Here is a 22,717-nt window from a genome sequence, read left to right as displayed (position 1 = left end):
CGGGCCATGTGCGGCATAGCCGGTTATCTGGATCTGGATGGGCAGCGTCCCGCCGTCGCCCCTATTCTCGACGCGATGTGCGCGGCGCTGGCCCATCGTGGACCGGACGACGACGGCCAGTTCCTGGACGGCGCGCTGGGGCTGGGCTTTCGCCGCCTGTCCATCGTCGACTTGCGCAGCGGTCAACAGCCGATGACCAACGAGGACGGCAGTGTCGTCCTGGTCTGCAATGGAGAAATCTATAACGCGCCCGAACTGCGCGCCGATTTGCGCAAGCGCGGCCACTGTTTCCGCAGCCAGTGTGACGTGGAAGTTCTGCTGCACTTGTACGAGGAAGAAGGCGTCGACTTCGTTCATCGCCTCAATGGCCAGTTCGCCGCCGCGATCTACGACCGCCGCCAACGTCGGTTGGTGCTGGCACGCGATCCCTTCGGCATCTGTCCGCTCTACTACACGGTGGTCGATCGCACCCTGGTATTCGCCTCGGAAATCAAGGCGATTCTTCGACATCCGGCTATCGAGCGACGGGTCGACCCGACCGGGCTCGATCAGATATTGACCTTCCCCGGCCTGATTTCGCCAACCAGCATGTTCGACGGCATCCGCAGTTTGCCGAACGGTCATCGTGCCATCGTCGCGGACGGGACGGTTCGCGTGGAGGAATACTGGGATCTGATCTACCCCCATGCCGATACGCCGACACCGCACGTATCCGAATCCGAGTGGATCGAACAGCTGGACGCATTGCTGGATGCATCGGTGCGACGGCGGCTCCAATCCGACGTGCCCGTCGGTCTCTATCTGAGCGGTGGCCTCGACTCTTCCCTGATCGCCGCACTCGTCGCGAGAGCAAGTCCGGGCACGCAGCGCCGGGCGTTTTCCATCACTTTTCCACGGCGCGAGATGGACGAAAGCGTGCATCAGGCCATCGTCGCGCAGCACGTCGGCGTCGAGCACCACGGCATCCACTTCGATTGGCCGGAAATTGTCCAGCGATTTTCGACCATGATCCGTCACGCGGAATGCCCGCTGAAGGAAAGCTACAACACCTGCTCGCTGGCCTTGTCGGAGGCCGCGCGCGCGGCCGGTGTGCCGGTGGTGTTGAGTGGAGAAGGCGCCGATGAATTGTTCGCCGGCTACATCGGTTACCGGTTCGATCGCTTCGGCCATCCGGTTGCCGCGATGGAGGATTTCCTCGAAGCGGAAATGGAGGCCGAATTGCGCGAGCGTTTGTGGGGTTCGCCGCTCATGGTTTACGAAACCAACCATCTCGCATTCCGCGACATCAAGGCCGCGCTCTATGCGCCGGCATTGTCCGCGCAATACGAGGCGTTCGACTGCCTCGAACGGCCGATCGTCAACCGCGATCGCCTGACCGGCCGGCACCCCATTCACCAGCGCTCGTACTTGGACTTCAAATTACGCCTGGTCGATCATCTCGTATCGGATCACGGCGACCGCATGGCCATGGCCAATTCGGTGGAAGCACGCTTTCCCTTCCTCGATCTGGACTTGGTCAAATTCGCCGTCACGGTGCCGCCGGACCTCAAGTTGAATGGCTGGCAGGAAAAATACCTGATCAAACGCGTCGCCGACGGAAAGGTGCCGGACGCCATCGTCAAACGCGAGAAATTCGGCTTCCACGGCCCAGGCAGCCCCTATCTGCTGCGGCACGCGCGGGAATGGGTGGAGGACATCCTGTCGTTCTCACGCATTTCCCGCCAGGGATACTTCAACCCGCACTCGATTGAAGCCCTCAAGAAACGTTATTTGGAGGACGGCTTTCATCTGAACCTGCCGTTCGAGACGGATGTGTTGTTCACGGTGTTGAGTTTTGGCGTGTTCCTGGACGAATTCGGCATGCCCGATTTCAGCTGAGCAACGGACCCGTGCCGGACTCGCCGGCTCGGAGATCATCAAGAGGATCGTTTTTCGAGGTTCCCTACAGAAAGGAGCATCCCGTGACAGATTCCCTGATTGAAGAAAACGAGCATTACCTTGTCGTCGTCAACCACGAGGGCTTTTATTCCATCTGGTTTACCGAGCGAGCCCTGCCGCCGGGCTGGACGCCTGCGGGAAAACAGGGGACGCGCCAGGAATGTCTGGACCACATCGAAAAGGTGTGGACCGATATGCGTCCCCTCTCGCTGGTGACGCCAGGCTGAAGTCATACCTCGCACCACCGTTCTTGCGAATAGCGCAGGGTGTACACATGACAGCACACAAGGCGAAGCGGCACCTCCCGCCCAAGACGCATCCATGGCAATTCGACGATCATGAAGCCGCACGGCGTGCTGCCATGGACGCCGAAAAAGCCCTGTTGACCGCCGCCGCGACACAATCACTGCTTGGCAGGCATAGCAAAGATCAGTCTTTCGCGGACGAAGTCTTCGTACTGTCGCCGCATCGTGTCAGCGCGCCACCGCTGCTGCTCATTGGCGGCATGGGGCCGCAAGTCGGCCTGCGCGGCTTCGCGGCGGCTTGTGACTGCTTCGGTTCCAGCAGGAAGATCGTCCTGGTGCAAGCCTGCTCCGTTCCCGATCGCAGCGTTGCCGTGCGCGTCGAACTGGCGGGAGAGCCACATGCCGCGGCCACGCGCCGGCAAGTGGTGACCGCATTGAACGCCGCGGTGGATCTCGCCTGGCAGGTCGCCGGCGAACCGGAGACGGCCACGCTGGTGGTCCTGTGCAACACCGCGCACCACTTTCTCAAGGACATCCGCATTCCGGCGCAGACGCGACTGGTCAATCTGGTCGACACAGCGGCACGTCATTGCCGTGACATGTCCGACGTCATCGTGCTCTCGACCTTCGGAACACGCGCCACCGGCCTCTATAGCCACAGCCTGGCGCGCTGGAATGTGCGCTGCCTGACGCCCTCCGAAGACGCGGAAGCCCTGCTGATGGACATCGTCTATCGCGGAGTCAAGGCGGGGAACCTGGACTATGCCGCCACCCAGTTACCCTCACTGCTGAAAGCGCTGGCGCAGTGGGCGCCGCAGGCGGACGGAATGATTTGCGGCTGCACGGAGATTCCGCTGCTTCTGCAGCACGCGCCGGGCATCACGCCGCCATGGCCCCTGATCGATCCGCTGAGCTGCGCGATGCGCGAGCTGCAGCAAGCCCGTTTCAGGACCGATTTACAGTCTTGACCAACTTCCCCTCTTCCATCATCAGGACCTTGTCCGCGACGTGGAAGTACTTGTCATCATGGGTGACGACGACCACCGCTTTATCGCGCCGTTTCAGTTCCAACAGAATTTCCTTGTAGAACACTTCCTTGAAGCCAGGGTCCTGATCGGCCGCCCATTCGTCGAAGACATAGACGTCGCGATCTTCGACAAAAGCCACCAGCAGCGCCAGGCGCCTTCTCTGCCCGTCCGACAGGGAGAGCGTGGAAAACTTTCCCTGCTCGACATCGGCCTTGCCGGCAATGCCCAATCTCGTCAGATAGCCATTGATCATGGCCTGATCGACAAACCCTGCGTTGCTGAGCAACCGGTCAAACAGGTAATAGTCGGTAAATATGGCCGAGATATGCTGCCGCGCCCGGTTGAGCGTAACGGGACCGATCTTGAGATCGCCGAAATGCACATCCCCGCTGAGCGGCTGGTAATGCAGGGAAATGATCTTGGCCAAGGTGGATTTCCCCGAACCGTTGCCACCGGTGATAAAGGTGATCTTCCCGCGTTCGACCTCGAAGTCCAGCGGCCCCAGATGAAACAGGTGGCCCGCGTCTTCATACCGGTAGGTAATGTCGGAGTACCGCAACTGCCGCCAGGACGGGAGCAGCGTAAACGTCTGCTCCGCCAGTTCGACCGGCATCGCTTCGAACAAATGATTGACGTTACGCAATGACACATTGGCATTGGCGACGATAGGCATCGCATTGAGAACCAGGCCGATCGGACCGGAAATGTAGAGCAAGGCCATGATGCAGCCAATCAGCTGCTCATTGCCCACGGCGTGATGGCTCATCAGCACATAGGCGATCACGCCGATGACAAGAAAGCTGAGAAGATCGCCGTAATTGGCCGCGGAAAGAACGATCGTGTTCGCGCGTTTCGTATTGCGCAACACGGCTTGCTCGAAGGCCAGCAGGATCTCCCCGAAATAGCGTTCCGATCTCACCCTGTTGAGCTTCAGCTCCTTGGTTCCGGAGATCAGGCCCCGTATGGCCTCCTGCAGACCCGTCGAATCGTCGCGGGCCTTCTCGAAATACTTCTTCCCTATCAGCATGGGAACTTGATACGTGACCACGCCGAACACGATGGCCTTCACCACGAACCAGAAGACGACCTGGCTCAGCAAATAGACGTAGGCAAGCATTCCGCCCACCGTCACCAGCGCCACCAGGATGGTGGGAATCAGCGCGGCACCGGCCACAATCCGATTTACATCGGTCGTAATCGCCACCAGCAACTTGGACGGGCCTATGCGTTCGAGCTCCGCAATGGGGGCGCTCAAAATCCGGCGATACGTCTTTACGCGCAGGCTCGCCGTCGCATCCAGTGCCACCCCGCTGAGCATGATTTGCGACAAGGACCGGAACACCAGGATGACCACGCAGGCACCCGTGAACAGGGCTTCCAGCGTGTAGCTGGAGGTCCCGATGGACCAAGTGTGACCCACCAGGACGAACTCATGGGCATGGCCCAGGCTGATCATGATGATGGGTATCAGCAGTGCGAAGACGCCCCCCGCCAACGCGCCGAGCACCAGAGATAGGCACACCTTGCTCGGGGCGCAACTGGCGAACAATCTGAGCAGATCCACGGCGCTACTTCTAGTGAGTGCACAAGATCGGGTTCAGTGCATTTGCCGCCGTTCTCTCACACCGGTGGATTCACGCATATAGTCTTTTTGGCATCGGCCGGTACCTGGCCGGCCCTGAATATCACGGGTCAACCGGTAATCGCCCCACTTTCAGCCGATGTCAAAAGTTGGGGGACGGCCTGCCATGAATCAGGCGCGTCATGTGCCTGATTCGTGGCGCCGGGTCCGGACATGCCCCAGACTCGGGAGAGTTGAGAAGGGGCAGAACAGTCCTTTCTCAACTCCCTGATAGGAGCCCCAGGTTTCCACGAGCTGCGCCAATACTCAGGGCGCCGGCAATCGCGCATCCAGGAAAGCGCAGATGTCGGCGTCTTCGGTTGCCCAGGCCCCGAGCGATACCTGAAAGCCTTGTCCTCCATCGGCGTTGGTACGAATCCAGACTTGTCAGATCGGAGCCGTCCGCCTCGCGCACTATCAGGATGCCCCTGCCCTATGCCGTCTGGCGGATGAAGGACAACCTCTCGCTGACGTAGCGCTGCGCAGCGAATCACGGTGGTATCACTGGTCTTTCGCAGAGCCTGCTACCAGGCCTTCAACGTGCGCAGCGCGTCGACCTTGGGCGCCGGGTCGTTCCATTCGAAACACCGTGCGCAAAAATGGAGGGTGTCACATCCGCCCCCCTGGGGAATGGGCAACCGTCCAAGGCGGTGCGTTGCCAAATCGCGTCACATAGTGGCCAAAAAAACAGAGAATTAGCCTAAGAAATGTACGCTATCCAGTTGATTATATTAGGTGCGAGTGACAGGCCTACTTGTTGCTTTACCTAGGTAGGTTGAGGTTACCGGCCATACTATCGAGCGCTTCACGCTCAATGATCATGGGGGCTAAGACTTGAAAGCTTTGCTGATCGGTTCCTTCCCGATGACCTTCTGCTACACAGCCACTACACAGCTGCCCATCTATTAGCAGTACAGAAACGCTGGATATCAAAGTGATCCGGGCAGAACCTGGTCGAGGTATCAGGGTTATGGCAACACCGTTTGTCGCTACGACTCCGCGGGTACGTCGGGCACATATCAGACGTACGGAAATGTCAGGTATCGAAATGACAGCGATAGCTATAGCTCAAGACCTCGGCGTTACGGCAATACAACATCCACGGACGGCAATGCTGGCAACACGATCACTTCTCGGCGGTACGGCAACGTCGTGCATGTCCAGCGGCAACTAAGTTCCAAGCGCTGCAGAATCGATCGTCGGGATATTTGCGTAGCCTGTCACTGCGATCCAGTTGGGGCCGAGGTCCGCTTTCGACCCGAAGTGGAGATCTCCAAGCACGTCTAAAGCTGCGTTTGATTGGAAGGGGGCGTGGATGGGTAGCCGCGCATCGTTCATGTAAACAGGGGGCAGCGATGGAAAGCCTCGCCAATGATGCAACGCTCCTGTACGTAGCGTACTGGGTTGCGGTACTCACTCTGCTGTTTGCCTTCGGCCTGTTGACGGTCATCGTTTTTCTGCGAGCGCATGCGCAGAGGCGTGAGCGGCGTGATGAGCGCGCGCGGCTGTACTGGTCACAGGCGATGCAACACGTGCTGGCAGGCAAGGATGTGCAAGTGCGCCGCTTGGAGCGAAGCGAAACAACTGGTTTCGTTGAAGCTTGGAACACGATCCACGAATCACTGTCTGAACCGGACTCGCGACGACTGACGTCACTGGGGCATCGCGTGGGATTGGTGGAGGCATCGCGGCGCATGCTGCGGGGTAGCTACCATCATCGTGCGATGGCCATCATTGCACTCGGATACCTGCGCGACCGAGAGGTGTTCGACGAGCTGGCATCGTTCCTTCGCGATCGCAGCCCCATCGTTTCACTGTGCGCGGCGCACGCACTGGGACAGGTGGACCCGCCCCGGGCGATGGCGATATTTGTGCCGATGATTCTGGAGCGTGAGGACTGGGTGCCGGGTAACGTGGCACGCATCCTGGCCAGAAACGAGGATGGCAGCGCAGCGCGCGAGCTCGGCGATGTTGTGCTGCGTGCCAATGCCGGCACCATGGCGAAAATGGTGCGGTTCCTGGCCGACATCGATTCCGTGCGCGCCGCGGGCGTGATCAGGGAATTGCTCGACAGTTCTGTCGATGACCACGTAACGTCGGTCTGCCTGCAACTAGTGAACGACAAACAGGATCGCGAGCGTGTGGCCGGCTTCCTTGCCGCATCGCGTTGGCATGTGCGCATGCATGCGGCGGCGGCACTGGGTCGCATCGGCGAGGCGGCCGATGGCCAGCGCCTGGAGCCCTTGCTGGCCGACACGGTGTGGTGGGTTCGCTATCGTGCCGCACAAGCGCTGTTGGCGCTTCCGGGAATGGGTACGGCAGCATTGCGCCAAATGCAGCAGCGGCAGACTGACGCTTTTGGTCGCGACATCATCGACCACGTGCTTTCCGAGCACGAGATGGGGGGGCTGGCATGAGCACGTACTGGGCGGGGTTCGTGACCTATCTGCACCACGTGCCTTGGGTACAAATTGCGGCATCCATGCAATGGATCTTCATGATCTACTTCATGGCGATCAATTTGGCCTACCTGATCCTCAATTACATCTCCGCGTATCAGATCGTGCGCTATATGCGCGAATACCGGGCCAACTACTTGCCGCCGGGTTTGCGCCAGTACCAGCCGCCGGTGAGCATCGTGCTGCCCGCGCACAACGAGGAGAGGTCGGTAGTGTCCTCTGTGCGCTCGCTACTCACGACCAGCTATCCCGAGTTCGAGATTGTCGTGGTCAACGATGGCTCCAGCGACCGCACGCGCGAAGCGCTGGTTGAGGCGTTTGGCCTGGTGCGGGTACCCGAGGCCTATCGCGACCGGCTGCAGACCGAACACGTCAAGGGTGTCTACGCTTCGGCGCGGTACCCACGCGTGCGCATGGTCGACAAGCTCAACGGCGGCAAGTCCGATGCGATCAATGCCGGCATCAACTGCGTGCGTTATCCATTGTTCTGCGTGGTAGATGCTGACTGCATTCTGCATACGGAAAGCCTTTCGCGAGTGGTGCGCCCATTCCTGGAGGACCGGCGAGTCGCAGCCAGCGGCGGCGTGGTGCGTGTGCTCAATGGCTGCACGGTCAGGGATGGCATGCTGTCCAAGGTAGGTCTACCCAATCGCTGGCTGCCAAGCTTTCAGGTGATCGAGTACCTGCGTGCGTTCCTGTTCGGACGCATGGGCTGGTCGCCAATGAACGCGCTGCTGATCATCTCTGGCGCATTCGGCGTGTTCTACAAGGAACGAGTGATCGCCATCGGTGGCTACCGCCCCGATACGGTGGGTGAAGACATGGATCTGGTGATCCGGCTGCACCGCAACCTGCGCGAGGAGAAGCACGACTATCGCATCGTATTCGTGCCGGACCCGGTGTGCTGGACGGAAGTACCGACGGACATCGCTTCGCTGCGCAACCAGCGCGTGCGCTGGCAGCGTGGCCTGGCCGAGAGCCTGTGGTCGAACATCCGCCTGATGTTCAGCCGTCGCGGCGGCGCAGCGGGCTGGGTGGCGTTTCCATTCATGCTGGTGTTCGAGTTCCTTGGCCCGGTGATTGAGGTGACCGGCTACATCTCGATGATCCTGCTGGCCCTGACTGGGCTGGTGTCGCTGAAAGTGTTCCTGGTCTTCCTGGCGGCGGCGGTGGGCATGGGCATCCTGCTTTCGGTCAACGCGATGCTGCTGGAGGAATTGTCCTTCGGTCTGTACGCACGACCCTCGCAGCAACTTCGATTGTTCGCGATTGCGGTGCTGGAGAACTTTGGCTATCGGCAGATCAATGCCTGCTGGCGCTTCTACGGCACCTTGACGTGGTTGCTCAAGCGCCGCAGGCGCCACGGGTGGGGCTATGTCAATCGTGATGGCTCGTGGCAACACGCCCCGGCGGAGACTGCGGCGGTGCCCATCGTGCAGACTGCTGACGGGAGCCGCTCCCCATGAAACGCAGCAGCTCATCCGGTGCCGCGCCATGGAGTCCGTCCCGCGCCTTTCGCACGCTGCGACCTTGGCTGCTGCTCGCATTGGCGGCGAGCCCGCCTTACCTCATGGCACAGGATGTCGCCCCCGATGCACTGACGGCGCAGATGCAGCAGGTACGCGAACTCGCCACCAGCGGCCAGCGGCAACTGGCCATCAAGCGCTACACGGCATTGCTGGCCGAGCACCCAGGCAACAGCGACCTGTTGCTGGCGCGCGGGCGTACCTATGCCTGGGACGGACAATACGACGCTGCCGAAGGCGACTTGCGCACGGTAGTGCAGAACAACCCGGGTTACGCCGATGCCTGGTCGGCACTGGGCGATCTCTATCGTTGGAGCAATCACCCACAGCAGGCAGCTGACGCCTACTCCCACTGGGTGGAGCTGGCACCGCAGGATGCGGCAGCGCGCATCGCGCGTGGCCGTGCGCTGCGTGATGCCGGGCAGTTCGCCGCCGCTCGCACCGATTTCGATGCTGCCGCAGCACGGGGGGCGGATGCCGGAGAGGTAGCCAGCCTGCAGCAAAGCCTGTTGCCGCGCATCACCAGCCCCGACAGTACTACCGTCGACGGCTATCGCTGGGGCGCCACCGCCAGCTGGGACCACACGGGCTTCAGCGGCAGCCGGCAAGACTGGAACGACGCCGATCTATCGCTGCGCCGCTATTTCAGCCGGGGCTCGCTCGCGCTGGAATTGCTGCGCGCGGATCACTTCGGCAGCAGCAACACGGCCTGGGCGCTGGACGGTTACGTACCCCTGTGGTCGCGTGCTTACGCCAACGTGCGCTACCAGCACGGTCCCTCCAATGGTGTATTGCCGCAGCAAGCATGGCGCATGGAGGCGTTCCAGGGCGTGGGTCGTGGCTGGGAGCTGTCGGCCAGCATCGACCACCTGCACTTCTCCAGCGACACCGATTTCTACGGCATCGGCGTGGGTCGCTACGTTGGCAACTGGTACGCGCGCTACAAGCTGCAGTACGTGCCTGGCGTGGGTTCCGGCAGTTGGAGTCAACGTTTGGTGGTCCGCAACTATTACCGGGGTGATGCCGACGATTACCTGGAGCTGAGCATCAGTAGCGGTCGCAGCACCGACGTAGCGCGCTTCGGCTCCGTGGTGCGCAACAGCAACGCGGCGATCGGCATTGCCTGGGCCCATTACTTTTCGCCACATTGGGGATTCAAACTGGGTGCGGGCTATGCCAACGACGACGGTGGCTACGACGAGCGCCGACTATGGCTAGCGTTGTACTCACGGTGGTGAGGGGGGCGTACCGATGACTGTCGAACATCACGGCAACGCCTACTCGCGCTTCTCCGCCGCGTTCCCGGCATTGCTGCTGGCGGAGTTCGTGCTGGTGGCAGACGCGGTGATCAATGGCATCGCCAACGCCACTTGGGACGGCCACCAGAAGTGGATGATCGCTGGTGTCGCCTTCGCGCAAGCATGGTGGGTACTGTTGCGTGGAGTACCCGCACTATGGCTGTTGTCACTTCCGCTACTGGCCTTGAAGAAGCCCTGGCTGCGTGCCATGGCGTTGGCGGTGCTGTGGTCGGTGCTCGTCGTCGCGCAGGCATTGCTTGACCAGTACTACCAGGTGGCGCACGTGCCACTGGGTACGGACCTGTTCGGTTACAGCGCGGCGGAAATCCGCACCACCCTGGCCGGTGGTGCGGCGCTCGATCCGCGCAGCCTGCCGGCTCTGGTTCTACCGTTGCTGGTGCTGTGGGCTGGCTTGGGCTGGCGGGCACGTCGGAATGCGCGCGGCTCGAGGTTGTGGACCACGTTGCTGCTGTGCGCCAGCCTGTTGGTCTGGCTGGTGCCGTTGCCGACGGGTGCAGGCACGCTGAAGGACGATGCAGCACGGGATCTGGCCTACAACAAGCTGGCATGGTTCGGCGCCGATGTCTGGCGCTGGTCGAAGGGCGACGCCAGTGCAGCGACGAGTGAGGCCGCCGCCACCGCCAACGAGCCACCACTGGACCCGCAGTTCCCATTCTTGCACCCGGAGCAGACGCCGGACGCGCTTGGTCCGTACTTCTCGCCCACCTCTGACGGCCACCCGCCCAACTTGGTAGTGATTGTGGTCGAAGGGTTGGGGCGCTCGTTCTCCGGCCCGCAGGCACCGCTGGGCAGCTTCACCCCGTTCCTCGACGAGCTGGCTGCGCGAAGCCTGTACTTCGACAACTTTCTGGCCAACCAGGGTCGCACCTTTGGCGTGTTGCCGTCGCTGTTTGGCTCGGCACCGTTCGCCAAGCAAGGATTCGCCGCACTGGGCGAGCACATGCCACCACATCCGGGGCTGTTCAGCGTGTTGGAACAGCAGGGCTACCACAGCGCGTTCTACAACGGCACCGATACCACCTTCGACAACGAGCGTGGCTACCTGCAGCTGCAGTCGCTGCAGCACCTGGTGGACTTGACGAACTTTGGCCCGGGTTACACGCGTAATCCTTTCGACGCTTGGGGCTACCCGGACGAAGAGCTCGTGTCGCGGGTACAAGCCGACAGCGCACGGTTGCAGGCTCCGTTCGTGCTGGCGATGCAGACCATCTCCATGCACACCAACTACCAATTCCCTGGACAAGACGCATACCGCACACATTTCGAACAACGCCTGCGCAAGCTGCTTATTCCCGACTCGCAACTGGCGGCCTATCGGGCCAATGCCGACATCTACAGCACCATCCTCTACACCGATGACCAACTGCGCCGTTACTTCGAATCGGTGGCTCAGGCGCCGTGGTACGCCAACACCATCTTCGTGATCACCGGCGACCATCGCCTGCCAGAGATTCCGATGGGCGAGCACGTGGACCGCTACCACGTGCCACTGATCATCTTCTCGCCGCTACTCAAGCAACCCAGGCGCGTCCGTGCGGTGTCCTCCCAGCTGGATGTCACGCCGTCGCTGTTGGCGCTGCTGTCCCATACCTATGGGCTGAAGCGACCGGAGCGGACGCCTTGGTTAGGTACCGGCTTGGACATGGCCGACAGCTTCCGCAACATCCACCAGCTGCCATTGAAACAGACCAAGACCAGCGCGCTGGAGTACTTGGCCGGGCGCTGGTGGTTGCGTGACGGGCAAGTCTATGAATTGCAGGATGGCATACACCTGGCACCCACCGACGATTTATCCGTGCGTGACTGGGTGGCCCACCGCTTGCAGCGCTATAACCAAGCCAATGCGATTTTCATGCAGCAGCAGGCGATGACACCGGACGGCCCCACGCCGAAGCTGGTGGCTTACCAAGCTACCGCGCAGAAAGTGGAACTGAGCAGCATCGCATCGGTCGTGCGTGGACTGTCGATGGAATCGGTCGATGTGGCCGCTGGTACTAGTGATGTGCAACTGACAGCCATCTTCAGCAACGGCGATGCACGGCAGAGCCGCGTGTTCGTGCCGCTAGCCGTGTTGACCGCCGATGACGGCCGCGAGCTGCAGGAAGTCGACGGCCACGCGTTGCAACTCCCAGCGGGCGGACGTCGGCAAGTGCTGCTGACCATGCGCCAGTCCGAGGCCTGCAACGGTCGCTGCTATGTATCGGTGTTCCCATCGGACCCGCAGACCGGCAAGGCCATTGGGCAGGGGCGCTACCACCTGACGGTGAATGCCGCCGCCATAGGAAGCCCGCCTTGATCCGTCTCACTGGCCTGTTTCTGATGCTCCTGATGTGTGCGTTGCCGATCAGCGCGACCGGCAACCTCAGCCGCGCCATCTGGATCTGGGAGACCGAGTCCTACGCCATGGTCAAGGATCCCGCCGTTGCCGAAGAAGCAGTGACCTATCTCAAATCCAAGCACATCGACAGCGTGTACCTGTACGCCGACGCTTACGAGGGTCACGACCTTCTCGTCGAGCAACCGCAGCTATACCGCGGCTTCATCGAGCGGCTGCATGGGCAACACCTGAAAGTGTACGCGCTACTGGGCTCGGCTTACCTGCACACCGAGAACTACGTACTGCCCGCCTACCGCAAGAAGGCCGAGGCGATGTTTCGCCGAGTGGTGAAGTACAACGTCGCCGCCCCGCAGATGGCACGCTTCGATGGCGCCAACCTGGACATCGAGCCGCACCTCCTCGACGAATGGAATGACAAAAGCCGCGAGCGCCTGCTCACCGACTTCATTGACATGGGCGATGCGCTCATGCGGATCAAGCGCGAATACGGCGCCACCTTGGCGGTGGGGCCAGCCATTCCTTTCTGGCTGGACGGCATCGAACTGGAATGGAAAGGTGTCCGACGCCCGGCAAGCGAGCACATCATCGACTTGTTCGACTACGTCGCGTTGATGGACTACCGCCACAAGGCCGAAGGCAGCGACGGCATCCTTTCAAATGCAGCCAGCGAGATCGCCTATTCAAACCGCGTTGGCAAGAAAGTGATGATCGGACTCGAAGTGTCGCCCAACGAGATCGACAAGGTCACCTTCGACAAAGTCGGGCCGAAAGTGTTTGAGCAGGAGGTGCGAAAAGTAGAACAAGCGCTGCGTGACGAGCCATCGTTTGGCGGCTTTGCTATCCATCATTATCGTGCCTATCGGCGCTGGGTCGAGCGGGATCGGGATTGAGAGCCCGTTCAAAATCGAAGCAGCCGCTCAGTGCAGAGGCGAACTATCGAGCGCCCCGCCGAGCAGCGAAGGTGATCAAACGAAAACAGAGAGATGCGATAGCAAGGGCTCTCATGGACTAATGGCAACGTTTTTTGGATGAATTGAGTCCATCCATACCATATCGATGCCTAGACTTTCCTCCTGTTCCTCAATCAACAGGAGAAACCATGAGCTTTTCACGATGGGTCGGTGCCGCCACCCTTGCCTCCACTTTGCTGCTGGCCCAGCAAGCCAGTGCGCAGAGCGCGCCTTCGATCCCCGGCTACACCTACGGGCAGCATTCGCTGGCCAAGGCGCCGTATACCCTGCAGGACCTGAAGTCGCTGGAGAAGACGCTGCTCTTCACCGATGAGGACGTGCGTTATCTGCGCATGAGCAAACCCATCCTCGCCGACCAGACCGACGCCATCCTCGATGTCTGGTATGGCTTCGTCGCCTCCACGCCAGAACTGGTCGTGTACTTCAAGAACAACAAGACCGGCGAACCGGACGCGGCGTACTTGGGCGCCGTGCGCAAGCGCTTCGCTCAATGGATTCTCGACACGGCAGACGCGAACTACGACCAGACTTGGCTGGACTATCAGTACGAGATCGGCCGGCGCCACACCACACCGAAGAAGAACCAGACCGACAAGGCCGACAGCACGCCTTCGGTGAACTTCCGCTATCTCCCCGCGCTGACGATCCCGGTGACGACGACGCTCAAGCCCTTCCTCGCCAAGAAGGGCGCCTCCCCGGAAGACGTCGAAAAGATGCATGACGCATGGGTGAAGGCCGTTCTGATGCAAAGCATTCTGTGGAGCTACCCCTACGTGCGCGATGGGCGCTTCTGATCCCTAGCCGGGAGAAGCGTTTTTTTGCTCGTCATTCCGGCGCAGGCCAGTACGCGGGGAGAGCACATGGATGTGCTCGGGCTTGAGGAGCGAGAAATCCAGTAGAGGTGCTGTGCGAAGCACTCAAAACAGCTTTTGTGTGCTTCGCACGGCTTATTTCATTCCCCACCACCTTGGAATCTTGACCATGAACCGTGCTCCCCTCCCGGTCACGCCGACGCTGCATGTCAGCCGCTGGTACAACACGCCCAAGCCGATCGCGCTGGACGCCTTGCGGGGTCGGGTCGTGGCGATTCACGCCTTCCAGATGCTGTGCCCGGGCTGCGTGACGCACGGCCTGCCGCAAGCCGTGCGGTTGCGCGAAGCCTTCCCCGAAGATCAGTTGACGGTGATCGGCTTGCATACCGTTTTCGAGCATCACGCAGTGATGGGGCCGGAGGCGCTCGAAGCTTTCATCCACGAGTATCGCCTGGCGTTCCCGATCGGTGTGGACGAAGCCGATTCGCACAGTCCGGTTCCCAAGACGATGGCCGCCTGGGGTTTGCGTGGTACGCCCAGCCTTGTGCTGCTCGACCAGGAAGGTCACGTTCAATTGAATCACTTTGGCCGCATCGACGACATGGCGCTCGGAGCGATCGTCGGGGCGTTGGTGGAGCGTCCGTTCAAGGCCTTGGCGGCGGAGCCACATGCGCTCGAAGAGCGCGATGAAGTTGGTTGTGGCGGTGATGCGTGTGCGGTCTAGCGCCCAGCACGCGTCACCGTAGGAGCGCACCCTGTGCGCGACAAACTGGCAGGATTGCCGGTTTGCACGGCGAAGCCGCCCGCAGGGCGAGGGCCATGGACGGCCCGAGTGAAGGCCCTGCGAAGCGGGGCTGCTTTCCAAGCGCGCGCCCAATCGGGCGCGTTTCGCGCACAGGGTGCGCTCCTACCGATGCTCACATCAGGCTCCGGGCATCACAGTACAAGCATGACGACGACACCAGGCACGGAAGGATCCAGTGCCAGCGAGATCGTCACTCGATCATCGTCCACCAGTAGGTCAACCAGTCGTAGTGATGCTGGATAGCTGAGCACCGGCTCGCTTTCGGCCAAGCGAACGTCAATGGCGCACAGATCGTCGCTCAGGCCCTTGCCGGTCGCTTTCAGCACGGCTTCCTTGCGTGTCTCGCCAGGCGGGTTCCATTGTGCAAGAGCGGTGCCCCACCCCCATCAATGCCGTCGACATTGTTCACTGTGAGATCAGTTCGAGCTGACCAAGTCCTTCCCAGCGAGTCTCGCCGCGAACGCGCATGGCCGAGTGCGGCATGCTCGCTTCGATCTCCAGCCCGACGACAAAATGCTTGCCACGGGCCGGCGTGCTGCCTGAAACAGCAGCCACGCCGCGGCCGGGCTCCACGTATTGATTCGCCGCTGCACCCTGTATCGATCGACCGGTGGCATCGGTCTTCGCCAGCGCCACAGTGTTGCCATCGAGCGTCGCGTTGCTCATGAGTACGGTGAAGTCACCCTGGTCGGCAAACATATAGCCGCCGCCTTGCGCCGGCGTCGCGTTGAAACGCAGCGCGATATCGGTGGATTGTTCACAGATCACATTGAGCGTCAGCCGGCGCTTGCCCAATAAGACATCGCTATTGGGCACGCTCGATACCTCGAGTTCCGCCCTGTTCAACTGACCGTAATCGACAGTGTTCTCACTGAGTTGCATCTCGCAGCTCGCCGCCTGCGCGTTCATCGTTGCACCCAGGGCCGCGAGCGCAACGACCAATGCCCACAGGCGTGTTATCCAGCGTCGCGTAATAGTGTTCATCATGGCGTCCTCACAAGATCCGGCGCGACGCGATCGCGTTTTCATAGTAGGCATGTTCATCGGCTTTCTCCGGAAGCGTCACGTTCAGTGCGCATTGCTTGCCATCGGGCAAGAAGACCTTCAGGCCTTCGCTGTTCATGGCATTGGCCAAGAAGAGTTGGCCATCGTCCACGACCGTGGTCACGAAGGTGTTGTCCGGCCCCATCACCGAAGAGCCTTTAGCAAGCGGATGCCCTTGGTCATCGATGGCGGTGACCAGGACTCGGCGGGTCTTGACGATGTCGAACTGCACATCGATCACCGAGCCGCGTCCAGCTTCGATTGTCTTGAAGCCGTTCTTGATATCCACATTGCGGGGTAGCGTTTTGGTAATGACTTCGACGCGGCTGCTCTTGTACGCCGGCAGCTGCGGGATCACCGCCTTGCCCCAGGGGTCCGTCCACACTGGCCCATAGGGCGTCGTGACCTTGACACCCGACAGATCGCCCACGGACAACACGCCGAAGGTGTCTTGAATCGGATACGGCGAGGCAGTGACACCGCCGTCGTGGAGAGCTACGCCACCGCGAAACTGCCCGAAGAAGGACGTGCTGCCCGAACCATAGTGGCCCGCGCCGAGATTGATCTGCGTGTAGCGCGGGGTCAGCGCCACGTTGCCGGTCAGGTCCGTGCCGCCGTCGCCGCCCTCGGCCGCGACACGATAGTTCATGGTGTCGTTAACCTTTTCGCTGAGTGTCGCGCCGGTGCGCAGCCGATCATCGCGTTGGTTGACGTAGGTCCTCAGGTTGCGCGAACCGAGCGGGATGTTCACGTTGACGTAGAACGCGTTGCCGTTGTGACGGGTAGTGTGCTGCCCCGACGAGCCCAGCTCGGTTTCCAGGCTGGCCGACACGCTGGCGTGTCGAAACGTTTTGCCCCATGAACCCACGAATCGCCCCGTCGTCGTTCCGTTAAAGGTCTGGACCGACGAATAGGAAAGATTGAGTCCGCCCCAGGTCGGATGGGACCATCCGAGCGTACCGGTGAACTGGCTCTTATAACGACTCGAACCGAATGCACCGAAATCCCCATAGGTGGTATCGAGCAGGTCACGATACCCCTTCGTCTGAAACGTCGCAGACGCACCGGCGCTGAGCGAACCGGTTAGATTGGCGTTGATGGCGAAACTGGTTTGTACACCCCGGGCGTTGTCCTTCGACGCATTGGAAAGTGTGTTGCGCGCGCTAACGATCGTACTCGTCGCCACCTTCGAATCCACGCCCAGGCCGAGCGCCTGGTAGCCCCTGCCGCCCATGACACCGCCTGAGGCGACCGTGCTCTTGCTTACCACCCAGCTTCCGGCAGCGGTGGCTACCACCGGCTGCGTACTTTCGATGCCCGAGATATTGCGGACCTTGCCCGCCGCCAAGGAATAGCCGGTACGCGGCAGAGACGACGCGTTGAGCGATGCCATCGGCACAATGAACTTGCGTTCCGCGCCGTCGCCCTCGACCACCGTTACTTCCAGATCGGTTCGTCCGTTGAGGAGGGGGATATCGTTCAACGCAAACGGCCCGGCCGGCACGCGCGTCGAATAGATCAGTGCGCCGGCCTGGCGTACGTCGACGCGCGCATCTGATTGCGCCACGCCTTCCACCACCGGACCACTGCCCTGGGCGGCGAGCGCACCTTCCGGGATGATCTGCACACCCGAAATCGGCGCTCCTGTGAACAGTGGGCTGGTAATGTTGATCTGTCCGGCCTGGAAGATGGCCTTGTGGCTGGTGAAAGTGCGCTGGGCGTACGCGTAAACATGCTCGAAGCGCGAACGGTCATCATTGGACGTATAGACCTGACGGCTCCGCATGATCCAGTCGCCCGCATTCGCGCCCACTTCCGTCGACGCGTACAGATAGCGGCTCGATTGGCCGCTCGTCCTCGTGGACTGTCCCAACAGGTCGTAATTGAGCAAGCCCGCGGCGCCACCGGTGGCAGCGTTGGCCAGGTCGTAGCCGCCCGGTTGGAATGCCTCTGTCGGAACCAGCAGCGCCACTTCATCCTGCGCCGGATTCAGCGTGACCTTGGTGGTTGGATAGGTCGCAGCGAAGTCGTAGCAACCCGATGCGTTCGCCGTATCGCTTGCCGAGGAAGGATTGACTAGCGCCGTCTCGCGAAGCTTGGCTTTCTCCAGCAAAGCGCGATCGAAGCAAAGCTGTCCGTTTTCATCGAAGGTCGCATCGACAAGTCCGAGCTTCGCCCCGTTGAGGATGAGGGTGACCGTATGCGTCCCCTCTCTAAAGCGGGGAGCCTCGCTGAAATACTCGGCGACCTTCGGATCGATACCGCGCGCCTGGAGTGTCCTTGTATCAAACGATGCGCGAGTCTTGGTGGTGCTTTCGGTATCCGTCGCCGACGCCTCCATGGAGCACAGAGCTAGCAGCATCGATGAGATGGCCGCCGCCAGCGGCTGCCGAAGCAGCACGGGACGAGCGGATTTCCGAATGGACATATATTGTCCGGTACTTCTCGGATGGGTAAGCGGTGAGTTCGGATGCATCGTCGTGGTCTCTCTGGGGCCGCGGCGGGCGTGTGTCGTCGTCAAGAACTGTTGGTAGCTGACGTCAACGGCGCGTCATAACTGTCCACGGCATAGCCGTACACGGTGGCCGGAAAGAGCCGTACGGAATGTGCTTTTGCGGTGTTGGCAGGCAATGGCAACTTGAAGGTCTCACCGGGCAACACGTAGGTGCGCGGAAGGCTGACTTCCGTCCCAGCCGGTTGCAGCTTGACCATTTGCGCCAACCGCACAACGTACGCGCTGTCATTGCGCACCACGAGATCGCTGCTTTCCACAGACCACGTCAGCAACTTCCACGGCTCCCGATTCTTCGGCAGGCCCTTGGGGTGAAGGATCAGTGGAATGTCCTGGCGCACTGTGATGTTGATGCGAGCGCCGCCCGATTCGTCCTTCTGGGGAATGCCTTCGAAGAACACGCGCTTCAGACGCTGGGTCTTGAGCGGTTCCTTCGACTGATTGATAAAACGCACGAGCTGCGTCTGGCCGCCCTCGACGCGCACCACCGGCGGCGTCAGCATGGCCAGCGGCTCGTCGTCCTCGGGAATGTTGTGGATCGATGAGTACAGCAGCGCGGGGCCGGCATCCGTATTCTGGATGTTGATGCTGGTTTCGCCATCGGCTTCATTGAGTACGATGACACTGGTTTCCGGCTTCATGCCGTCGGCCATGGCGGGCATAGCCAGCTGGGCGAACAGCGCCATGGCAAGGATCCTTCCCAGCGAACGTTGGGTCTTGGGCGTCATGGTCTTTCTCCTGATGTGGGAGCCAACCTGGCGTTGATGACGAGCGATTCGTCGGGTGGTTGGGGTGCTTTAGGCGTGTAGATCTCTCGGGCATCAGCGACGCCGTTGCCCCGTGCTTGATCGAATAGAGGAGGTGGGCAGGGCCGAATCGACGGCCCTGCCCGGACTTGCTGATTACAGATAGACCAGCGTCATCGTGGCCGAGCCGGCGAGCGGTACGTCAGCCGTCAGCGGAAGCGCGGAACCTTTGTTAAGTACCGCCTGTACACCCAAGGTGCCCGAGAAGAGCGCACCCATCGTCGGACCCGCGGCCGGCGTGGTGCCCCACGAGACCATCGAACCAGCAAAATGGCCCATGCCACCGCTAGTCGAGGAAAGCCAGGTGGTACCACTATCGTTGGAACTGATGGTCGGAGTGGCGGTGCCGTCGACCGTGAACGACCCCTGCTTCATACGCATCACGTAACCACCCACATTGGCGCCGGAAACCGTTCCGAGACCATAGTTGTAACCATCGGTGAAGCCAGCGGCGATTGCCGCGGTGATGCCAGCAACCATGCTCGACGACTCATTGTCGACAACCGTGACGCCGACATGAGCCGGGCCGTCGGGACACGTAATGGTGAATGCCACTCCCTTCTCAGGAAGCACGTTAAAGGCGGTCTGGTTCAACGTCGCAGCGGGAATGGTGCCGTAGTCGACCACACCACCGCCGGCGATGCTCGGGGTGCACACCGATGGGGTGATAGTGCCGATAACTTTGACGTCAATCGACTGCGCGTAGGTAGTCGGGGCTAGTGCGACTAGGCCGGTGACGGCAATGGCTGCAGCAAGAAGCTTAGTTTTCATGGTGTTCCTCTCTTAGTGGATCTCCTAATGGAGAACGTTACGAATGGGAAATTCTTTTGGCCGCACTCACCCTGTACCGCGGCTGCGATCAAGGGCATTGACTCAAGAATTTCGTGCAATGCAGACACCGTTGGAGCCTGCGGTGCGTCCCTGCGTTAGTAACGTTCCAGCCATCCAAGCGGAACGTATGCTTTGACAGTCACCTTAGGAATCGTCGCACTCGAGTGAAATCGTATTGGTCCTAAAAATCACCGCAGTGTGAGTTTCGATAGGAAGGCGGGCCCAAAAAAAGGCTCGAAGGTAAACCCTTCTAGCCGCCCAAATCGTCCATGATCACCGCAGAGATACCTTGGGGTGGTTGGCCTCTGTAGGTGATGCGGCCATCCTTACGCCGCTCCTTAGTTCTTGTCGTGAATAACTCGTACCGTGAATGCGCGAGATTCTTTCGCTCGTCTTGGCTGCGTGACGACAAACCGTTCTTTCCGAAGACTGTTACTGCACGCGAAAGAATCCTTGACGCGTGGCATGGGTATCGGGCTACGGACCATCGAGCATGACCATCGCCATGCCCATGACTGCCTCGCGCTCGGCGACGTGGGTGGGGAGGCCCACAGCATTGAACAGATCGTGCCGGCTGCCTATCCGCGCGTCTTGACGGAATATCTGTCAGCCGTTCGCTGGGCGACCGTTTGCGTCATCAAGGATGGCCACCGGTGGAACCGGTCCTTTTGGGCGTTTCTGGCCGTGGCCGCCGCTCGCATGATCGGCCTTGGCACCTCCCACCCCATCCGCAGTTCGCACTAAGGAACCGCTCGGCCTCCGCCGAGCGCTCTGCAATACGCGCATCGAGTTCGGCCTGCGACAGGCGCGCACTTCCTGGTTGCGTTTGCATTTGGCGCGGGACATGCTGTTTCCGCCGCTGGAGTGCGGCTAAACATTAGATTCCCGATATCACAGTACAAGCATGACGACGACACCAGGCACGGAAGGATCCAGTGCCAACGAGATGGTCACTCGATCATCGTCCACCAGCAGGTCGACCAGCCGTAGTGATGCTGGATAGCTGAGCACCGGCTCGCTTTCGGTCAAGCGGACGTCGATGGCGCACAGATCGTCGCTCAGGCCCTTGCCGGTCGCTTTCAGCACGGCTTCCTTGCGTGTCCAGCAGCGCTTGAACAGTGCTAGCTGCTTTTCCGGTGCCATCTCCTGGTCGATGTTTCGGCGTTCGACCGGATGCGTGATGGTGGCCAACAGGTCGCGATAATCCTGCAGATGCTCGAAGGTTTCGACGTCGATGCCGATTTGTTCGCTTTGGCTGATCGCACAAGCGACCCAATGGTCCGAGTGGGACAGATTGTAGGTGGGGCAACCGGGGAGGAACGGTTTGCCATAGCGGCCAAGGGAGAAAGCGCTTGGCTCTGAGACACCCTTCGGGCGAACGAGGTGATGAACCATCGTGCGGCCCAGAACGAAGTTGTCGCGATCGCGGGTTTGTCGAAAGCGCTTGGCGCGCTGACGGTCCTCGTCGACAAGCAGCTCTTCGTCAGCGAACGCGCCAGCCTCGCGCAGGATCGCCACGAAGGCGAATCCTTGCGCCAACGCCTTGTCGCAGGCCTGGCGAGCGTCCCTCCACAGTGCGGTACGCGCGGCGTTGACGGCGAAGACCTCAAATGTCGCGCAGCTCGCCTGAGTGGTGTCGAGTTCGCTCATCGCCTGGATATCCATCTCATCGGATCACGCACAAGCATCAGCGGCCTTCGATACATCGCTCTTGCGCCATCTGCCGAACATATCGTTGATGAGCGCTTCGCGGTGTTCGGTAAGGTAGAAGTGATCGCCGTCGAACTGGTGGCAGACAAAATCATGTGTCGCCCATCGATCCCAGGCCAGTATCTTAATTGGGTTGACGTGGACATCTCGGGTGCCGGCATACGCCGTGATGGGAAAGCGGGCGTCACAGTCGTCCGGCACGAGATATTCGTCGATGAGATTGAAGTCCGCGCGCAGTATCGACAGCACCATCTCAAGATATTCGGGATGCCCAAGAACTTCCTTCGGCGTGCCGCCGAAACCTTCCAGTAGCCGCAACAATTCGGCATCGCTCAGATGGGCGCGCGATGTGCCTCTGTGGCATAGGTGCGGTGCGGAACATGCCGATACAAAAAGGTGCTGTGGAACGGCCAGCTCACGCTCGTGCAGCTGCCGAGCCAGCTCGAAGCTGACCATCGCACCCAGGCTGTGGCCAAAGAATGCGAAAGGCAGATCCAGTGGCAACACGTCGATCAACATGCCCGCAAGCACGTGCAATTGATCGATAGGTTTCTCACCGAAGCGAGCTTCCCGTCCGGGCATCGCGACAGCCCACACCTCTGTATCCGGTGGGCAATGCCGATGCCACTCGCGAAACAAGGAAGGCCCACCGCCGGCATGATGGAAGCAAATCAGGCGGCGACGGGCGTGGGTGCTTTCACCGAAGCGCCTGAACCAACGGCCAGGTGGTTTCACATTGGCTCCCATGGCCC

The 22,717-nt window shown here is 60.8% G+C and carries 19 protein-coding genes; 11 read left to right on the top strand and 8 right to left on the bottom strand.

Going from position 1 to position 22,717, the window contains the following annotated elements; all coding sequences use genetic code 11:
- Window positions 1–6: 6 nt before the first annotated feature.
- The 3 genes from asnB to OUZ45_RS05215 all read left to right on the top strand — a co-directional run bounded on the left by asnB (window position 7) and on the right by OUZ45_RS05215 (window position 3,151).
- Entirely contained in the window at window positions 7–1,878 is a 1,872-nt protein-coding gene (asnB, locus tag OUZ45_RS05225) for an asparagine synthase (glutamine-hydrolyzing) (RefSeq protein WP_266168878.1), read from the top strand.
- 83 nt (window positions 1,879–1,961) lie between these two features.
- Window positions 1,962–2,165 carry an MbtH family protein gene (locus tag OUZ45_RS05220; protein ID WP_266168877.1) on the top strand — a complete coding sequence of 68 codons (204 nt, stop codon included), beginning with the start codon at window positions 1,962–1,964 and terminating at the stop codon, window positions 2,163–2,165.
- Between the two features lie 47 nt (window positions 2,166–2,212).
- A complete protein-coding gene (locus OUZ45_RS05215) occupies window positions 2,213–3,151 on the top strand; it encodes an aspartate/glutamate racemase family protein (protein WP_266168876.1) in 939 nt (312 codons plus the stop codon).
- Here OUZ45_RS05215 and OUZ45_RS05210 read toward each other — a convergent pair.
- The gene (locus OUZ45_RS05210; RefSeq protein ID WP_266168875.1) at window positions 3,129–4,775 is read right to left on the bottom strand and encodes a cyclic peptide export ABC transporter; all 1,647 of its coding nucleotides are present in this window, start codon (window positions 4,773–4,775) and stop codon (window positions 3,129–3,131) included. The genes OUZ45_RS05215 and OUZ45_RS05210 overlap by 23 nt on opposite strands.
- A gap of 1,412 nt (window positions 4,776–6,187) precedes the next feature.
- Between OUZ45_RS05210 and OUZ45_RS05205 the strand changes: the two genes are divergently transcribed.
- From OUZ45_RS05205 to OUZ45_RS05175, 7 genes are all read left to right on the top strand, one after another.
- Window positions 6,188–7,249, top strand: coding sequence for a HEAT repeat domain-containing protein (locus tag OUZ45_RS05205; RefSeq protein WP_266168874.1), 1,062 nt, complete (start codon window positions 6,188–6,190; stop codon window positions 7,247–7,249).
- Window positions 7,246–8,757: a glycosyltransferase family 2 protein gene (locus OUZ45_RS05200; RefSeq protein WP_266168873.1), complete on the top strand. Its 1,512-nt coding sequence runs from the start codon at window positions 7,246–7,248 to the stop codon at window positions 8,755–8,757. Before OUZ45_RS05205 ends, OUZ45_RS05200 begins: the two co-directional genes overlap by 4 nt.
- On the top strand, window positions 8,754–10,055 hold the full coding sequence (locus OUZ45_RS05195) for a YaiO family outer membrane beta-barrel protein (protein WP_266168872.1): 1,302 nt from the start codon (window positions 8,754–8,756) through the stop codon (window positions 10,053–10,055). The genes OUZ45_RS05200 and OUZ45_RS05195 overlap by 4 nt, the downstream gene beginning before the upstream one ends.
- A gap of 13 nt (window positions 10,056–10,068) precedes the next feature.
- On the top strand, window positions 10,069–12,432 hold the full coding sequence (locus OUZ45_RS05190) for an LTA synthase family protein (protein ID WP_266168871.1): 2,364 nt from the start codon (window positions 10,069–10,071) through the stop codon (window positions 12,430–12,432).
- Window positions 12,429–13,364, top strand: coding sequence for a hypothetical protein (locus OUZ45_RS05185; RefSeq protein ID WP_266168870.1), 936 nt, complete (start codon window positions 12,429–12,431; stop codon window positions 13,362–13,364). Before OUZ45_RS05190 ends, OUZ45_RS05185 begins: the two co-directional genes overlap by 4 nt.
- Window positions 13,365–13,573: 209 nt before the next feature.
- Window positions 13,574–14,239, top strand: a complete 666-nt coding sequence (locus tag OUZ45_RS05180; protein ID WP_266168869.1) for a protoglobin domain-containing protein — start codon at window positions 13,574–13,576, stop codon at window positions 14,237–14,239.
- Between the two features lie 187 nt (window positions 14,240–14,426).
- On the top strand, window positions 14,427–14,981 hold the full coding sequence (locus OUZ45_RS05175) for a peroxiredoxin family protein (protein WP_266168868.1): 555 nt from the start codon (window positions 14,427–14,429) through the stop codon (window positions 14,979–14,981).
- Between the two features lie 212 nt (window positions 14,982–15,193).
- On the opposite strand, the gene OUZ45_RS05170 is transcribed toward OUZ45_RS05175, so the two are convergent.
- From OUZ45_RS05170 to OUZ45_RS05150, 5 genes are all read right to left on the bottom strand, one after another.
- Window positions 15,194–15,388 (bottom strand): hypothetical protein, encoded by a 195-nt coding sequence (locus OUZ45_RS05170; protein WP_266168867.1) that lies wholly within the window; start codon window positions 15,386–15,388, stop codon window positions 15,194–15,196.
- 79 nt (window positions 15,389–15,467) lie between these two features.
- Window positions 15,468–16,049 carry a DUF1120 domain-containing protein gene (locus OUZ45_RS05165; protein ID WP_266168866.1) on the bottom strand — a complete coding sequence of 194 codons (582 nt, stop codon included), beginning with the start codon at window positions 16,047–16,049 and terminating at the stop codon, window positions 15,468–15,470.
- Window positions 16,050–16,056: 7 nt separating this feature from the next.
- Complete coding sequence (locus OUZ45_RS05160) at window positions 16,057–18,534, bottom strand: fimbrial biogenesis usher protein (protein ID WP_266168865.1); 2,478 nt, start codon at window positions 18,532–18,534, stop codon at window positions 16,057–16,059.
- An 89-nt stretch (window positions 18,535–18,623) separates the two neighbouring features.
- Complete coding sequence (locus tag OUZ45_RS05155; RefSeq protein WP_266168864.1) at window positions 18,624–19,346, bottom strand: fimbria/pilus chaperone family protein; 723 nt, start codon at window positions 19,344–19,346, stop codon at window positions 18,624–18,626.
- A gap of 174 nt (window positions 19,347–19,520) precedes the next feature.
- On the bottom strand, window positions 19,521–20,195 hold the full coding sequence (locus OUZ45_RS05150; RefSeq protein ID WP_266168863.1) for a DUF1120 domain-containing protein: 675 nt from the start codon (window positions 20,193–20,195) through the stop codon (window positions 19,521–19,523).
- Window positions 20,196–20,720: 525 nt separating this feature from the next.
- On the opposite strand from OUZ45_RS05150, the gene OUZ45_RS05145 reads away from it, so the two are divergent.
- Complete coding sequence (locus OUZ45_RS05145; protein WP_266168862.1) at window positions 20,721–20,999, top strand: hypothetical protein; 279 nt, start codon at window positions 20,721–20,723, stop codon at window positions 20,997–20,999.
- A 147-nt stretch (window positions 21,000–21,146) separates the two neighbouring features.
- Here OUZ45_RS05145 and OUZ45_RS05140 read toward each other — a convergent pair whose 3' ends face one another.
- Together OUZ45_RS05140 and OUZ45_RS05135 are read right to left on the bottom strand one after the other, a co-directional pair.
- Window positions 21,147–21,905, bottom strand: a complete 759-nt coding sequence (locus tag OUZ45_RS05140; protein ID WP_266168861.1) for a 4'-phosphopantetheinyl transferase family protein — start codon at window positions 21,903–21,905, stop codon at window positions 21,147–21,149.
- A gap of 24 nt (window positions 21,906–21,929) precedes the next feature.
- Window positions 21,930–22,712 carry a thioesterase II family protein gene (locus OUZ45_RS05135; protein WP_266168860.1) on the bottom strand — a complete coding sequence of 261 codons (783 nt, stop codon included), beginning with the start codon at window positions 22,710–22,712 and terminating at the stop codon, window positions 21,930–21,932.
- Window positions 22,713–22,717: the final 5 nt, after the last annotated feature.

It is taken from the genome of Dyella subtropica (assembly GCF_026283965.1).
GTDB lineage: Bacteria > Pseudomonadota > Gammaproteobacteria > Xanthomonadales > Rhodanobacteraceae > Dyella_D > Dyella_D subtropica.
This window is presented reverse-complemented; position numbering and strand designations above follow the sequence as displayed.